Below are 16,498 nucleotides of genomic sequence, written 5' to 3'. Positions count from 1 at the left end.
ACCAAAATTAAATTTTATCCTCTTAACTCTTTTATGTTTTCCAATATTTTGTCGTATTTATCTTGATACTCTTTTTGAATTCTTCTATCTCTTTCTAAGATGTGTGCAGGTGCTTTTGATGTAAATTTCTCATTAGATAGTTTTGCATTCATTTTTTCTAATTCTTTTGATACTTTTTCTAGTTGAGCTTCTAATTTTTTAACTTCAGCTTCAATATCTAGAAGTCCAGTAAGTACCATATATACTTCAGAATCTTTTGCAACTCTAAATCCACTTTGTGAAGGTTTTTCTACATCTTTTCCATAAGTAATCTCTTCTAGGTTACAAAGTTTTGTTATAAATTTGTAGTTGTCTTTTATTGTTTCAAGTTCTTTTTCATTTGCAGTTTTTATTACTACTTTTGCAAATTTTGCTGGTGATATTCCAGCTTCTGCTCTTATATTTCTTAGAGATGATACTATCTCTTGAATATATTCAAAAGATTTTTCAACTTCTAAATCTAATTCTTTCTCATCACATACAGGATATTTTTCAAGCATTACTGTTTCTCCTGATGTTTTGATTATTTGCCAAATTTCTTCTGTTAAGAATGGCATAAATGGATGTAAAAGTCTCATTCCAGCTTCAAGTATTGTCCATAAAACATATTGAGCTGTCATTTTAGAATCTTCATCTTCTGAATTGTAAAGTCTAATTTTTGCTAACTCTACATACCAGTCACAGAAATCTCCTCTTAAGAACTCATAAACTGATTTTGCAGCTTCGTCTAATTGGAATTTATCTAATTCGCTAGCTACATTTTTTGCAGTTTCATTAAGTCTTGAGAATATCCATTTATCTACTAGTTCATATTTTAATTTTGATCTATCTACTTTTGTAACATCAAATCCATCAAGGTTCATTATAACAAATCTTGACACGTTCCATATTTTGTTAGCAAAGTTTCTTCCCATTTCTAGTAATTTTTCAGAGAAGTGAACGTCTTGTCCTTGAGATGTGTTATAAAGCATTGTAAATCTTATTGCGTCTGCTCCATATTTATCTATTAAATCTAATGGATTTGGAGAGTTTCCTAAAGATTTTGACATTTTTCTTCCGATTTCATCTCTTACTATTCCGTGTAAATATACATTACTGAATGGTTTTTCTCCTTGAGTGTATTCTCCAAACATTATCATTCTAGCTACCCAGAAGAATAATATATCTGCTCCAGTTACTAGAGTTGATGTTGGATAGAACATTTCAAGTTCTTTAGTTTTTTGTGGCCAACCTAAAGTTGAGAAAGGCCAAAGTGCTGATGAGAACCAAGTATCAAGTACATCTTGTTCTTGTTCTAGTTCAATATCTTTTCCATAAAATTCTCTTGCTTGTTGATGAGCTTCTTCTTCATTGTGAGCTACGAACATTTTTTTATCTGGTCCATACCAAGCTGGTATTCTATGTCCCCACCAAATTTGTCTTGAGATACACCAATCTCTTATATTTTCTAACCAGTTATAGTAAACTTTTTCCCATCTCTTAGGCATTATTTTTACTTCACCGTTTCTTACTACTTCAAGAGCTTTTTCAGCTAATGGTTTCATTCTTACAAACCATTGTTTTGATACCCTTGGTTCAATTACAGTGTGGCATCTATAACAAGTACCAACATTGTGAGAGTATGGTTCAAATTTTACAAGGTAACCTTGTTCTTTTAAATCTTCAGCAATAGCTTTTCTTGCTTCTACTCTATCAAGTCCAGAATATTTTCCATATCCTTCGACTATTTTTGCATCAGGTGTGAAAATATTGATTATTGGTAAATGGAATTTATTTCCTATTTCAAAGTCGTTAGGGTCATGAGCTGGAGTAATTTTTAAAGCTCCTGTTCCAAATTCCATATCAACATATTTATCAGCAACTATTTCAATTTCTCTTCCTACTAATGGAAGTATTGCTTTTTTACCAACAAATTTTTTATATCTTTCATCATCTGGATGAACAGCTATAGCAACGTCACCTAACATTGTTTCTGGTCTTGTCGTAGCAATTATTAAATAATCATCGCTATCTTTTATTTGGTATCTAACATGCCAGAATCCTCCTGCTTGATCTTCAAATTCAACTTCATCATCTGCAAGAGCTGTACCACATCTTGGACACCAGTTTACCATATATTCACCTTGGTAAATTAATCCATCATTATATAATCTTACAAATATATCTCTAACTGCTTGAGAAAGTCCTTCGTCCATTGTAAATCTTTCTCTATCCCAGTCAAGAGATGCTCCTAATTTTCTAAGTTGAGATGTGATAATTCCACCGTGTTTTTCTTTCCATCTCCAAGTTTCTTCGATAAATTTTTCTCTTCCTAAATCTTCTTTAGTTAATCCCTCTTCAGCTAATTTTTTCTCAACTTTGTTTTGAGTAGCTATTCCAGCGTGGTCCATTCCAGGCATCCATAAAGTATTAAACCCAGACATTCTTTTGTATCTAATTAAAGTATCTTGAATACTATTATTTAATATGTGTCCCATATGTAGTATTCCTGTTACGTTTGGTGGTGGGATCATTATAGAGTAATTCTCTTTTCCCTCGTCCATTGTAGCTCTAAAATACTTTGATTCTTCCCAATGTTTATACCATTTTTTTTCTATTTCACTGGGAGAATATATCTTCTCTAACTCCTTCATTCAATAGCCTCCTATATTAAAAGTTTTTGTATATTATTTATTTTCTTCTGCTAATTCTTTTGGTTTTGATTCTTCCAAAACTTCATCTATAAAATCTAAAATATCTTGTTTTCCTGTATTTTTTAGTGAAGAATGGAAAAATACATCTTCGTTAGCAAAATCTAATTTTGTTCTGATGTCTTTTAGACATTTAAATTTTTCATTATTTGATACTTTATCTATTTTTGTAAATATAATTTTGAAAGGAACATTAAAATGGTCAAGCCATTCTAACATCTCTATATCTTCTCCACTTGGTACTCTTCTGATATCTAAAAGTACAAAAACCATTTTCTTTCTATTGCTTGCAAGGTATCTTTCCATTGTTTGTCCCCATTCAGCTTTCATAGATTTTGGAACTTTTGCAAATCCATATCCAGGAAGGTCCACAAAAAAGACCTCCCTATTGATAAGAAAATAATTTATAAGTTGTGTTCTCCCTGGAGTTTTACTTGTTCTAGCAAGTTTATTTCTTCCAGTGATACTATTTATAAGAGAAGATTTTCCAACATTTGATCTTCCAACAAAAGCAAATTCTATATTTCCAAGCTCTTCTGGATAATCTTTTTCATATACAGCTGATTTTACAAATTCTGCTTGTTTTACTATCATCTTTTCTCCTATACTAAACTAAAATTAATCTTGTTTAAAAACTAATTTTTCTACATCATCATAAGTTTTTGCATAGTGGATAGTAATATCTTTTTTAACTTCTGCTGGAATATCATCAGTATCTACTCTATTATCTTCAGGTAAAATTACCTCTCTTATTCCTGCTCTATAAGCTCCTATTACTTTTTCTTTTACTCCACCGATTGCTAAAACTTCACCAGTGATTGTTATCTCTCCTGTCATAGCTATATCTTGTCTTATTTCTCTACCAGTAAGAACTGATAATATAGCTGTTGTTATTGTAATTCCTGCTGATGGTCCATCTTTTGGAGTGGCACCTTCAGGGAAGTGTAAGTGAATATTTTTATTTTCTAAGAAATCTTTTTCGTTAATATTATATTTTTGGAAATTAGATTTTACATAAGTAAATGCTACTTCTCCAGACTCTTTCATTACATTTCCAAGAGTACCAGTTAGACTTAATTGTCCTTTTCCTGGGATAAGAACTCCTTGTACTTCCAATGTAACTCCACCAACTGCTGTCCAAGCAAGTCCGTTAACTATACCAACTTTATATTCTCTTTCTTTTAATTTTTCTGGTCTAAATTTAGGTTTTCCTAAATATTTTTCTAAGTTAGTAGTGCTGATTGTAATTTTTTCTACATTTTCTTTGACTACTTTTCTAGCTATTTTTCTAAATAGATTATTTATTTCTCTTTTTAAGTTTCTAACTCCAGCTTCTCTTGTGTATTCGTTTATTATTTTTAGTATAACTTTATCTGAAATAGATACTTTTATATCTTTTAATCCATTTTCTTCTTGAATTTGTTTAATTAAATACTGTTTTGCAATATGTAATTTTTCATATTCTGTATAAGAAGACAAGTGAATTATTTCCATTCTATCAATTAATGGTTCTGGAATATTTCTAAGATCATTAGCTGTTCCTAAGAAAAATACTTCTGATAAATCAAATGGCACATCTACATAATGATCTTCAAAATGTATATTTTGCTCTGGATCTAATACTTCTAGCATTGCTGATGCTGGATCTCCTTTAAAATCACTAGCCATTTTATCAAGCTCGTCTAATAATATAAATGGATTTTTAGTTCCAGCAAGTTTCATTGCTTTCATTATTCTACCAGGCATAGATCCAATATAAGTTCTTCTGTGTCCTCTTATTTCAGCTTCGTCTCTTACTCCACCAAGAGAAACTCTTACAAATTTTCTTCCCATAGCATCTGCTATTGATCTAGCTATTGATGTTTTTCCAACCCCTGGAGGTCCTACTAGACATATTATAGTTCCTCTCATTTTTGGATTAAGTTTTTTAACTGCTAAGTAATCAAGTATTCTATCTTTTACTTCTTTTAATCCATAGTGATCTCTTTCTAATATTTTACTAGCTTTTTCTATATCAAGATCATCTTTTGTCATTTTTTTCCAAGGTAAGTCTAAAAGTACATCAATATAGTTTCTTGAAACTGATGCTTCAGCTGAGAATGCTGGCATTTTACTCATTTTTCTTAATTCTTCATCTACTTTTTTCTTAACCTCTGCTGGAAGTTTTGCTTTTTCTATTTTTTCTTTTAAGTCAGAATTATCATCTTCTGGAGTATAATCTTGTATTTCATCTTTCATCGCATTTATTTTTTCTCTGATGTAATAAGCTTTTTGAGCATCATTCATCTTTGTTCTGACTTTATCTTCAACTTTTTTTTCTATTTCATTTATTTCAATCTCTTTTGATAATATATCAAGAATTAAATACCCTCTTTCTTTACTATCAAAAGTTTCAAGAATTTTTTGCTTTTCTTGATTATCAACATAAAGATTATTTGCAATAATATCTAAAGCGTTATTTATATCTTTTGTTGTTTTAAGACTGATTAAAAGTTCTGGTAAAACTTTTCCTCCTAGTTTTGAATATCTTTCAAAATATTCTAAAACTTTTCTGTAAATAGCCACTGTTTCTTTATTATCTTGATTTATACATTCAATAACAGAGTATTCAGCATCATATTCCCCATCAACTTCTCTTGGATCTATGATTGTTACTCTATTTTCAGCCTCTACCAATAATTTTATTGTATTATTTGGCATTTTTACAGTTTGTAATATATTTACTATTACTCCTATTTCGTAAACGTCTTTTGGTAACTCTGGATTTTCTATTAAAGAATCCTTTTGCATACCAAACAACATTTTACTATCTTCGTTATCCATAACTCTCTCAAGAGTTTTTATACTTTTATCTCTCCCTACATATACAGGAGTTACCACACCTGGGAAGATAACTAAATCCCTAGTCGGTAAAAATGGTAATCTATTGCTCAATAGTTTCTCCTCCTCTTTTTACTAATTTTACTTTTTTGTAGTCGTCAAGTCCCTCTACATCTACAATAACTTTCTCTATATCTTTCATAGATGGTATTTCAAACATAAGCTCCATCATTGTATTTTCTAAAATAGCTCTTAGACCTCTAGCTCCAATTTTTCTTGCTAAAGCTCTTTTTGCCACTTCTTTCAAAGCATTTTCTGTAATTTCAAGCTCTATATTTTCCATCTCAAAGAATTTTTTATATTGTTTTACTATGGCATTTTTAGGTTCAACTAAGATTTTAAGTAAAATTTCTTCGCTTAAATTTTCTAAAGTTGTAATAAGTGGTAATCTTCCTACTAATTCTGGAATTATTCCTCTTTTTACTAAATCTTCTGGAGTAACTTTAGCAAATACTTTTCCCTCTTCTCCAGCTTTTTCCTTTGTTACATCTCCGCCAAATCCCATATTTTTATTAAGAGTTCTTTTATTGATAACTTTTTCAAGTCCCTCAAAAGCTCCTCCCACTATAAATAAAATATTTTTTGTATCTATCTCTATAAGTGGTTGGTTAGGGTGTTTTCTTCCTCCTTGTGGAGGCACTTGAGATTTTGTTCCTTCGATTATTTTAAGTAGAGCTTGTTGAACCCCCTCTCCAGATACATCTCTTGTGATAGACATATTTTCTGATTTTCTAGCTATTTTGTCTATCTCATCTATAAAAATTATTCCTTTTTCAGCTGCTTCAACGTTATAATCTGCAGCTTGTAAAAGTCTTACTAAAACATTTTCTACATCATCTCCCACATATCCAGCCTCTGTTAAAGTTGTGGCATCTGCTATGGCAAATGGTAGATTTAAAATTTTTGCAAGAGTTTGAGCCATCAAAGTTTTACCAGAACCAGTAGGTCCGATTATTAATACATTTGATTTTTGTAACTCAATATCTCCACTGTCTTGATTTTCCAAATTTTTAATTCTTTTATAGTGGTTATAAACAGCCACTGATAAAACTTTTTTTGTTTCCTCTTGTCCGATTACATACTCGTCTAATTTTGCTTTTATCTCTTTTGGTGTTAAAATTTCTACCTCTCCTTTAGGAGATTGAATATTTTTTACACCCTCATCTATATCATCTAAGTCGTCTTCTGGGAAAAGCAGATCATAGCAAGTTTCTACACATCTATCACAAATATACACACCATTTTTTCCAGAAAACATCTGTTCAACTTTATCCTGAGGTCTTCCACAAAAAGAACAAACTACCTCGTTCATTATATCACCTCTTTCTAATCTCTTTTAACAAAAACTTTGTCGATAATTCCATAATCTAAAGCCTCTTGAGCTGTCATAAAATTATCTCTTTCAGTATCTCTCAATACTTCTTCTTTTGTTTTTCCACAATTTTGAGCCAATATTTCACTTAATTTATCTTTTATTTTTAATATCTCTTTAGCTTGTATCTCAATATCTGTTGCTTGTCCTTGAGCTCCACCTAAAGGTTGATGAATCATCACTCTTGAATTTGGTAGGGCAAATCTTTTTCCTTTAGCTCCTGCTGAAAGTAAAAATGCTCCCATACTAGCAGCTTGACCTATACAAACAGTTTGCACATCTGGTTTTATATAGTTCATAGTATCGTAGATAGCCATTCCAGAAGTAACTACTCCTCCAGGACTATTTATATACATAGTGATATCTTTTTCAGGGTCTTCAGCTTCCAAAAATAAAAGTTGAGCTACTATTGCGTTGGCTACATTATCATTTATCTCTGTACCTAAAAATATTATTCTATCTTTAAGAAGTCTTGAATATATATCATAGGATCTTTCTCCATAACTTGTATTCTCTATAACTATTGGATTATACATCTTTTTTAACCTCCTTTTTAGCTTTAGGAAGAACCTGTTATTTTTTAACAGATTCCACTTAAAGGGACATTGGAGGAAGTCCAATGTCCTAAAAAAATTATTTTGCGTTAGCAACGATGAAATCTATAGCTTTATTTAAGATTATTTCGTTTTTAACGTTGATTTCAAAGTTTTCAAAGTTTTTATTTTTTACTAATTCTTCTTTTAATGCTTCAGCTGTCATTCCATACATTTTAGCGATTTCTTCCATTTTAGCTGTAAATTCTTCTTCGCTAGCTTCAATTTTTTCGATTTCAGCTATTTTGTCTAGGATTATATCCATTTTAACTTTGCTTTCGCTCATTGGTGCTAATTGATTAAATATAGCTTCTTGAGTCATTCCTGTCATAGCTAAGTAAGATTTTAAATCCATTCCTTGAGCCATTAATTGTTGTTCAAGTTCTGCTAATCTTCCTTCAACTTCTCTGTAAACTAAAGATCTAGGTACTTCGATTTCAGTTCCTTCAACTACTTTTTTAAGTAATTCTCCTCTGTATTGATTTCTAGCTCTTTCAGTTTCTCTAGCTTCAACAGTTTCTCTAGTTTTTACTCTCATATCTTCTACGTTTTCAAATCCTAAAGTTTTTGCAAATTCGTCGTTTAATTCTGGAGTTTTATCATATTTGATAGCTTTTACTTTTACTTTGAATACAGCAGGTTTTCCAGCTAATTCTTGAGAATGGTATTGTTCAGGGAAAGTAACGTTTACTTCTCCTTCTTGTCCTGCTACATATCCTACTAATTGATCTTCAAAAGTATCGATGAAAGAGTGGCTTCCTAATTGTAACATATGAGTGTCAGCTTTTCCACCTTCAAATGGAACACCGTCGATGAATCCTTCAAATGCTAATTCTACTGTATCTCCCATTTCTGCTTTATGTCCTTCTTCACAGTCAGTTAAAGTAGATTTTCTTTTTAAGATAGTTTGGATTTCTTCTTCTAATTTTTCATCGTTCATTTGGAATTCAACTTTTTCAGCTTCTAATCCTTTGTATTGTCCTAATTCAAATTCAGGGAAGATATCAACGTGAACTGTTAAAGTAGTTTCTTCTCCTTCAACTAATTTTCCATTGTATAATGGGCTAACTGGTCTTAGGTTTTCTGCTTTTATAACATCACCAAAATATTTTTTTATGATTTCATCACAGATTTCATCTTCTGTTTCTTTAGCATATTTAGCTTTTATTTGCTCTACTGGAGCGTGTCCTTTTCTGAATCCTGGTAATTCTACCTCTTTTTGAGCTTTTGCTAATACTGCTCTTTCGATAGGGTTGTACTCTTCTTTAGTTAAAGTCATAGTAACTTCTAAAGCTGATTTTTCAAGTTTTTTGATTTCGTGTTTCATTTTTCCTCCTTAATTATTTTATATGAAAAATTTATTTTTATATTTTTCTCTCAAAAAAATTTTGAGTTTTACTGCTTAATACTTTTTATTCTGATATTATATCTATCTCTACCTTTGATATTTATCTTTTCAGGATAATAAACTATATCTACTTTTTTATCTAAATCTATTTTCTTTATCTCATTTGATAGATTAAATGCTATAAATGAAAAATCCTTTCCATCTTTTTCTAACATTCCGTTAAAGTGTCTATCCTCTACACCAAATTTTTCTATCCATTTGATTTTTATATCTTTATCAACAAATAAAGGTTGTAAATTTTCTAAACCATAAGGGGATAAACTTTTCATATCATTTATAAGTTCCTCATCTATTGAAGTGATTGGAAGTTCCATATCTACGTTTATTATTTTATCCTCTTTTTCTTTGTCTATTTTCTTTACTTCTTCCGAAAATAATCTCTCTATATTATGAAGTTCATCAGCTTTTGCTATAAATCCAGCTGCTAAATCGTGACCTCCATATCTTATTAATCTATCCTTTATCTTTGTAAAAATATTAAAAATATTTATCCCTGCTACACTTCTACAAGAGGCTTTTCCTACCCCTTTACTAGTAGCAACTAACACAACAGGAACTTCATATTTTATAGAAAGTCTTGAAGAAACTACTCCAATTACACCAGGGTGCCACTCTTTTGAAGATAGGAAAATATATTCAAGCTCCTTTGTTTTATCTCTTTTTTCTAAAAACTCCAAAGCCTCATCATATATTTTTTTCTCAAGCTTTCTTCTTATCTTATTCATCTTTTTCATTTCTTCGATTATATTATATATCTTAAATTCATCATCTTCAATAAAAAAATCTGCTCCAACTTTTGAAACTCCTATTCTTCCCAATGAATTTATAAGAGGCGATATAAAATAACTTACATCTGTTGTTGTGATATTTTTATTTTGAAACTTAAGATACTTTAAAAGATAAGTAAGACCTTTTACATTTGTATCTTTTAAAACTTTTAATCCGTTGCTTATGATTATTCTATTTTCATCAATCATAGGTACTACATCTGCCACAGTCCCTATCATTACTATATCAAGATATTTGTACAATATATCTTCTGACTTTCCTAGTTTTTTTAGTAGAGCTTGTGCTAGTTTCAAAGCCACTCCAGCACCAGAAAGATATTTGAACTTATAGTTCTCACTCAGTTTGGGGTTTATCATCACATACTCTTCGTCAAATTTTTCTTTGATAGATTTGTGATGATCTGTGACTATAAGGTCTATCCCAATACTTTTTGCATATCTTATATCTTCAATGGAGTTGGCTCCTGTATCAACAGTTATAGCCAACCTCCCATTTCTTCTTTTTATATAATCAGCTGATTTTTTATCAAAACCATAAGTTTCTTCCATTCTACTAGGAATATAATATCCTGTATCTATTCCTATTTCTCTAAAAACTTTTACCAGAAAAGAGGCTGCGCTTATTCCATCTACATCATAATCTCCATAGATATATACTTTTTGTTTCTTATTTCTTTTATCTATGATTTTCTCAACAGCTTCTTCCATTTTTTCAAAATCAAAAGGATCTCTTAGTAGTGACATATCTGAATTAATAAATTTCTCTACTTCCTCTTTCTCCAAAATCTTTTTATTCAGTAAAAGTTTTGTCAAAATCTTTGATGTTTCCCATTCCTTTGATTTTTCTTCTATGATAGAATCTGATACTTCACTTACCTTCCATATCATCTTCACATCAACCTACTCTTGTTGACTTTTTAGATCATCTAGTAATTTTGAAATTTTTACAGCATACTCAATAGAATCATCTATTTTTACTCTAACTTCAGGAACATATCTAAGTGATAACTCCTCAGATATTCTTTTTCTTAAAAATCCTTTTATCTCATTAAGACCCTCTTCAACTCTATCTCTATTCACTTGATTATTTTCTCCAGAATAGATTGTAAAATATAGGTCTGCAAATTTTAAATCTTCAGTTACTCTAACTTTTACTAAAGAAACTAGTCCCTTTACCTTAGGGTTCTTTACATCTTCTAGTAAAGTTTTAGATATAACTCTCATTACTTCTTTCTCTATGGCAGCTAATCTTTGTTTTCTCATTTAAGCTAACCTCCTTTACTAGTTTTTTTATTATTTTGATAGAGTTCTTTTTACTTCTACCATATCGAATGCTTCTACTATATCTCCATCTTTAATATCATTAAAGTTTTCAATACCAAGTCCACACTCTTGTCCTGCTACAACCTCTTTTGCGTCATCTTTAAATCTCTTAAGTGATGCAAGTTTTCCTTCATATATGATTGTACCATTTCTTACTATTCTTATATTAGAATCTCTTCTAACTTTTCCGTCAACAACAACACAACCAGCAACGTTTCCAACTTTTGCCACTCTGAATATTTGTTTTATCTCTATTCTTCCTAAGTATTGTTCTTTAAATTCTGGTTTTAACATACCCGTTAAAGCTTTTTCAACGTCTTCTATAATTTCGTAAATTATTGAAGAAGTTCTGATTTCTATTCCAGAAGTTTCAGCTTCTTTTATAGCTTTTGTTGTAGGTCTTACGTTAAATCCAATGATGATAGCTTGAGATACTTCTGCAAGTTTAATATCACTTTCTGTGATAGCTCCTGGAGCTGATTGGATAATATTAACTGCAACTTCGTTGTTATTAAGTTTCATTAATGAATCTTTTAACGCTTGAGCTGAACCTTTAGAGTCTGCTCTTACTACTAAGTTAAGTTCTCTTACTTCTTGATTTTCTAAACTTTCAGATAATGACTCAAGAGTTATAGTTCTCTTAGATTGTTCTCCAAGTCTTCTTTCTTTTGCCATCTCTTCAACTATTCTTTTTGCGTGTTGCTCATTTTGAATTACATAAACAGTATTTCCAGCATCTGGAACGCTGTTGAATCCGATTATCTCAACTGGTTGAGACATCTCCCCTCTGTTTATTTTATTTCCTTTGTCGTCGATGATTGCTCTTACTTTTCCATAAGATTCTCCAGCAACTACAACGTCACCGATTTTGATATTTCCCTCTTGAATTAAAATGTCAGCAACTGGTCCAACTTTTGAATCAAGTTTTGATTCAAGAACAACAGCTTTTCCTCTTTTTTTAGGGTTAGCTTTTAATTCTAAGATCTCCGCTGTAAGTAGAATTGTTTCTAGTAATACATCTAGATTTATTTTAGCTTTTGCTGATACTTCAACAAACTCTACGTCTCCTCCCCACTCAACAGAAACAAGTTCGTGTTCCATAAGTTCTTGTTTTACTCTCATTGGGTTTGCTTCAGGTTTATCAATTTTGTTGATAGCAACTATAATTGGTACATTGGCAGCTTTTGCGTGAGATATTGCTTCTATTGTTTGAGGCATTACTCCGTCATCAGCAGCTACTACTAATATAGCTATATCTGTTACTTGTGCTCCTCTAGCTCTCATATCTGTAAAAGCTTCGTGACCTGGAGTATCAACAAAAGTTATTTTCTTTCCATTTTTTACTACTTGATAAGCACCAATTTTTTGTGTAATTCCTCCAGCTTCTCCCTCAACTACTTGTGTACTTCTTATGGCGTCAAGTAATGAAGTTTTACCGTGGTCAACGTGTCCCATTATTGTTATAACTGGAGCTCTCTCTTCAAGGTCAGATTCTTTATCTTCTATTTCAAGAGCAAATTTATCTCCAAATGCTAATTCTTCTTCTACTTCTTCCTCTACTAATACATCATAATCAGCTGCAATCTCTTCAGCTAATTCGATTCCTAAAGGACTGTTTATAGTAAACATTTTTCCTTTCATAAATAATTTTTTTATGATTTCAGAACTGTTTACATTTAATTTTTCAGCAAAATCACCTAAAGTCATTTCACCTTTCATTTTTATTATTTTAATTCCGTCTTCTTCGATAACTTTTCCAGCTTCAGACTCAACTTTTTTAACTACAAAGTCTGTCCTTCTACCTTTTTTCTTTTTCTTATTTTTTTCTTTTTTATCTTCAGAATCGTCATTTTTTTTAGTTTTTAATTTATTTTTAGATTTTTTCTTTTTCTTATGATCAGCAACCTCTTCATCATCATCTTCTGGTTCTTCTTTAACAAAGTGGTTTTTTATCTTATCAACTTGTTCTTCTGTAAGTCCTGCTAAATGAGATGAAACCTCTATCCCTAATTCTTGAAGTAAGCTTAAGAAATCTTTATTTCCCATCTCATATTTTTTAGCTAATTCGTGTACTCTTACTTTTCCTACCATTTATACCTCCCTACTTACGATCTCTCAATAAGTCCTCGGGCTACCTTTTTATTTTTTATGGCGATAACATTTACTTCATTCTTGCCAAAAATCTCTCCTAACTGCTCTTTCTTTCCATAATGAACAAAAGGAATATTTTTTTCTCTGGCTTTGTCTATAAGTTTTGTATTATTTTTATCACTTATATCACTAGCTATCACTATAAAATGTATCTTATCAATCTCATCTAATATCATATTTATTCCAAAAACAAGTTCTTTTGAATTTTTCATTGCTTTTAAAATGTTCAGGTAATCTTTGGACTCTTTTTTTAATAAATTAAGCATCTTTAAAAGCTCCTCTACTGGAACTTTTATTTTTTTATGCTTAGAAAGTCTTTCTATACAATTATGTTCTTTACAAATATACTGTCCTCTAGTTTGCACAACTTGTTTTTCATCAAAGATATAGCTTCCATCTTTTTCTGCAATTCTAAAAAGTTCTGATTTCATTTTTTTAGATTTACATATTATGCAAGTTCTTTCTGGGTGATTAGTCATTTTTTTCAGCAACCTTTATGTCTACTCTCATTCCTGTAAGTTTTGCTGCTAGTCTTGCGTTTTGTCCATTTTTACCAATAGCTAAAGAAAGTTGTGATGGGTCAACTATTACTCTTGCAGTAGTTCCATCTTCTAACAATTCTACGCTATTTACTTTTGCTGGGCTAAGAACTGCTGATACAAATTCTTCCATAGATTCTTTCCACTCAACGATATCTATTTTTTCTCCGTTTAATTCATCAACTATATTTTTTATTCTTAGACCTTTTTGTCCTATACAAGCTCCGATTGTATCTATGTTTTTATCTTGAGAATATACAGCTATTTTAGCTCTTGAACCAGCTTCTCTAGCCACTGATTTTATCTCAATTAACCCTTCAGCAATTTCTGGTATTTCTAACTCAAATAATTTTTTTAATAATCCTTCATTTTTTCTTGAAATCACAACTTTAGGGAATTTATTTGTTTTTTCAACTTCAGCTACATAAACTTTTATTCTATCTCCAACTCTGTAAACATCTGCTGGTGATTGTTCTGATGTTGGTAAGAAAGCTTCTGTTCCATCAAATTCGATAAAGATACTTCTTTTTTCATCTATTCTTCTGATGATACCAGTCATAATATCAAATTCTCTAGCTTTAAATTTATCATAGATATTTGTTCTTTCAGCTTCTCTTACTTTTTGAATAACTATTTGTTTTCCATTTTGGATAGCATTTCTTCTGAACTCTTCACAGTTAACAGGGATTCTTGCTATATCTCCAATTTTATAATTTTTCTTAGTAGCTTCTTTTGCATCAGCTGGTGTTACTTCAAGTGCTGCGTCATAAACGTCATCTACTACTGTTTTTACTTCGTAAACGTTTATTTCTCCACTTTCTCTGTTGATTTCTACTTCAACATTTTCTTCTTCTCCGAAGTGTTTTTTATAAGCAGCAAGTAATGCTTGCTCAACTGTTTCTAATAAACTTTCTTTGCTTATTCCTTTTTCTTTTTCTAAAGCAGTTAACGCATCAAGAAATATTTTTCCATCTTTTCCTTTCATTTTTTTCCTCCTAAAGTAGACTCAATTTAAATATTTTTAAATTCATAAACTAAATTAGCTTTTCTAATTTCTTTAAATGGTATCTCTAATTTTTCTTTTCCTGTATCTAACGTTACAGTTTCATTTTCAAATTTTTCTAAAATTCCTTCAAAATTTTTGTTATCATTTAATTTATGTTTTAAACTAACTTTTATTTTATTCCCAGTAAATCTTATGTAATCTTTTTCTTTCTTTAATGGCCTTTCCACTCCAGGAGAAGAAATTTCTAAGAAAAACTTTTCATCAATAATCTTATCAATATCATCTTCAACTAATGTGCTTACTTTTGCACAATCATCTAATGAAACCTCTTTGTCTAAAAACTCTATGTAAACTCTTACATAAAAGTATCCACCCTCTTGAAGATATTCAACATCAACCAATTCTAAACCTAAATCTTTTAACACCGGTAGAACTATCTTCTCAATTTTTCCTATTATTTCGTTTGTATTTTCTTTTGACAAAAGCCGTCACCTCACTTTCATTTTTAGCCATAAATAAAGAGTGGGTCGCCCCACTCTCTCCACAAGCCAGTATAATCTAATTCATCGTTATTATAACATATTTCATCAAAAAAATCAAACTATTCCTATAGTTTTTTTATATTTTTCAATATTTTTATCTATTATTTTTAACTTTTTATTTGCTTTTTAGAAAAAATTTTATTTCAAAGTATTTTGTTGATAACTTAACTTCTAAATGATAAAATATTCTTGTAACATTTTTTAATTTCAACAGTGTAATACAGGAGGAAAAAATATGAGAAGAAAATTATTTTTTTTATTTATAACTTTGATTTTTGGAGCTTTCTTTATAAGTTGCAATCAAAAAGAAAATAATAATATTTTAATCGTTGGTATGGAACTTGCGTATCCACCTTTTGAGACAAAAGATTCTAATGGAAATCCAGTTGGAATAAGTGTTGATTTTGCAAAAGAATTTGGGAAATTTATCGGTAAAGAGGTAAAAGTAGAAAATATAGCTTGGGACGGTCTTATCCCTTCACTCCAAACAAAAAAAATAGATATGATTGTATCTTCTATGACAATTACTGATGATAGAAAAAAAGTAGTAGAATTTTCTAAACCTTATGCAAATTCCCTACTTGGTATGTTAGTAAATAAAAGTTCAGATATAAAAACTGCTAAAGACCTGAATAATCCTAATATCACTATAGCTGTAAAAACAGGTTCTACTGGTTTTATCTATGCAAAAAATAATTTAACCAATTCAAAAATAAGTTCTTTTACTGATGAAAGTGCTTGCGTCACAGAAGTTGTTCAAGGAAAAGCCGATGTATTTTTATATGATCAACTTACTATATATCGTAATTGGCAAAAAAATCAAGATACTACAAAAGCTATTTTTATTCCTTTTCAAAATCCTGAAAAGTGGGGTGTTGCCTTTAGAAAAAATGACATTGAGTTAGTTGAAAAAATGAATGAATTTATAGATAAATTTAACAAAGAAAAGGGATTTGATAAATTAACAGAAAAATATTTATCAAAAGAAAAAGAAAATTTTGATAAACTTGGTTTTAAGTGGTTTTTTGATTTAAATTACTTAGGAGATGATTAAAATAAAAAATTTATTTTTAGTTACAGATAATAAAATATCTTTCTCTAAATTTTTAATTAATAGTTGTATTTTAATAGGAATAATTTGTACTATATTATATTTTTCTTTTAAAG

At 30.2% G+C, this 16,498-nt stretch carries 13 protein-coding genes; 1 reads left to right on the top strand and 12 read right to left on the bottom strand.

Annotated elements, in window-relative coordinates; genetic code table 11:
- Positions 1-14 precede the first annotated feature (14 nt).
- The 12 genes from I6E15_RS03105 to rimP all read right to left on the bottom strand — a co-directional run bounded on the left by I6E15_RS03105 (position 15) and on the right by rimP (position 15,271).
- On the bottom strand, positions 15-2,672 hold the full coding sequence (locus I6E15_RS03105) for a valine--tRNA ligase (protein ID WP_235244177.1): 2,658 nt from the start codon (positions 2,670-2,672) through the stop codon (positions 15-17).
- Positions 2,673-2,705: 33 nt separating this feature from the next.
- Positions 2,706-3,323: a ribosome biogenesis GTP-binding protein YihA/YsxC gene (gene yihA, locus I6E15_RS03100; RefSeq protein WP_235244175.1), complete on the bottom strand. Its 618-nt coding sequence runs from the start codon at positions 3,321-3,323 to the stop codon at positions 2,706-2,708.
- 24 nt (positions 3,324-3,347) lie between these two features.
- Positions 3,348-5,663, bottom strand: coding sequence for an endopeptidase La (gene lon, locus I6E15_RS03095; RefSeq protein WP_235244173.1), 2,316 nt, complete (start codon positions 5,661-5,663; stop codon positions 3,348-3,350).
- Positions 5,653-6,921 (bottom strand): ATP-dependent Clp protease ATP-binding subunit ClpX, encoded by a 1,269-nt coding sequence (gene clpX, locus I6E15_RS03090; protein WP_235244171.1) that lies wholly within the window; start codon positions 6,919-6,921, stop codon positions 5,653-5,655. Before clpX ends, lon begins: the two co-directional genes overlap by 11 nt.
- Before the next feature lie 14 nt (positions 6,922-6,935).
- Positions 6,936-7,517, bottom strand: a complete 582-nt coding sequence (gene clpP, locus I6E15_RS03085) for an ATP-dependent Clp endopeptidase proteolytic subunit ClpP (protein ID WP_177161936.1) — start codon at positions 7,515-7,517, stop codon at positions 6,936-6,938.
- Positions 7,518-7,614: 97 nt separating this feature from the next.
- Complete coding sequence (tig, locus tag I6E15_RS03080) at positions 7,615-8,901, bottom strand: trigger factor (RefSeq protein WP_235244169.1); 1,287 nt, start codon at positions 8,899-8,901, stop codon at positions 7,615-7,617.
- A gap of 68 nt (positions 8,902-8,969) precedes the next feature.
- A complete protein-coding gene (gene recJ / locus I6E15_RS03075; protein ID WP_235244223.1) occupies positions 8,970-10,658 on the bottom strand; it encodes a single-stranded-DNA-specific exonuclease RecJ in 1,689 nt (562 codons plus the stop codon).
- A gap of 12 nt (positions 10,659-10,670) precedes the next feature.
- Entirely contained in the window at positions 10,671-11,033 is a 363-nt protein-coding gene (gene rbfA / locus I6E15_RS03070; protein ID WP_235244163.1) for a 30S ribosome-binding factor RbfA, read from the bottom strand.
- Positions 11,034-11,063: 30 nt separating this feature from the next.
- On the bottom strand, positions 11,064-13,184 hold the full coding sequence (gene infB / locus I6E15_RS03065) for a translation initiation factor IF-2 (protein ID WP_235244161.1): 2,121 nt from the start codon (positions 13,182-13,184) through the stop codon (positions 11,064-11,066).
- A gap of 14 nt (positions 13,185-13,198) precedes the next feature.
- Positions 13,199-13,723 (bottom strand): DUF448 domain-containing protein, encoded by a 525-nt coding sequence (locus tag I6E15_RS03060; protein WP_235244160.1) that lies wholly within the window; start codon positions 13,721-13,723, stop codon positions 13,199-13,201.
- Positions 13,716-14,768: a transcription termination factor NusA gene (nusA, locus tag I6E15_RS03055; protein WP_177161942.1), complete on the bottom strand. Its 1,053-nt coding sequence runs from the start codon at positions 14,766-14,768 to the stop codon at positions 13,716-13,718. The genes I6E15_RS03060 and nusA overlap by 8 nt, the downstream gene beginning before the upstream one ends.
- 26 nt (positions 14,769-14,794) lie before the next feature.
- The gene (gene rimP, locus I6E15_RS03050; protein ID WP_177161943.1) at positions 14,795-15,271 is read right to left on the bottom strand and encodes a ribosome maturation factor RimP; all 477 of its coding nucleotides are present in this window, start codon (positions 15,269-15,271) and stop codon (positions 14,795-14,797) included.
- Positions 15,272-15,566: 295 nt separating this feature from the next.
- On the opposite strand from rimP, the gene I6E15_RS03045 reads away from it, so the two are divergent.
- A complete protein-coding gene (locus I6E15_RS03045; protein ID WP_235244159.1) occupies positions 15,567-16,385 on the top strand; it encodes a transporter substrate-binding domain-containing protein in 819 nt (272 codons plus the stop codon).
- Positions 16,386-16,498: the final 113 nt, after the last annotated feature.

Origin of the sequence: Fusobacterium perfoetens (genome assembly GCF_021531475.1) — a bacterium.
Lineage (GTDB): Bacteria > Fusobacteriota > Fusobacteriia > Fusobacteriales > Fusobacteriaceae > Fusobacterium_B.
This window is presented reverse-complemented; position numbering and strand designations above follow the sequence as displayed.

Coding starts and splice junctions, on each gene's coding strand:
- clpP (WP_177161936.1), bottom strand. CDS start 7,517: ATGTATAATCCAATAGTTATAGAGAATACAAGTTATGGAGAAAGATCC.
- yihA (WP_235244175.1), bottom strand. CDS start 3,323: ATGATAGTAAAACAAGCAGAATTTGTAAAATCAGCTGTATATGAAAAA.
- I6E15_RS03105 (WP_235244177.1), bottom strand. CDS start 2,672: ATGAAGGAGTTAGAGAAGATATATTCTCCCAGTGAAATAGAAAAAAAA.
- tig (WP_235244169.1), bottom strand. CDS start 8,901: ATGAAACACGAAATCAAAAAACTTGAAAAATCAGCTTTAGAAGTTACT.
- infB (WP_235244161.1), bottom strand. CDS start 13,184: ATGGTAGGAAAAGTAAGAGTACACGAATTAGCTAAAAAATATGAGATG.
- nusA (WP_177161942.1), bottom strand. CDS start 14,768: ATGAAAGGAAAAGATGGAAAAATATTTCTTGATGCGTTAACTGCTTTA.
- clpX (WP_235244171.1), bottom strand. CDS start 6,921: ATGAACGAGGTAGTTTGTTCTTTTTGTGGAAGACCTCAGGATAAAGTT.
- recJ (WP_235244223.1), bottom strand. CDS start 10,658: ATGATATGGAAGGTAAGTGAAGTATCAGATTCTATCATAGAAGAAAAA.
- rbfA (WP_235244163.1), bottom strand. CDS start 11,033: ATGAGAAAACAAAGATTAGCTGCCATAGAGAAAGAAGTAATGAGAGTT.
- I6E15_RS03045 (WP_235244159.1), top strand. CDS start 15,567: ATGAGAAGAAAATTATTTTTTTTATTTATAACTTTGATTTTTGGAGCT.
- I6E15_RS03060 (WP_235244160.1), bottom strand. CDS start 13,723: ATGACTAATCACCCAGAAAGAACTTGCATAATATGTAAATCTAAAAAA.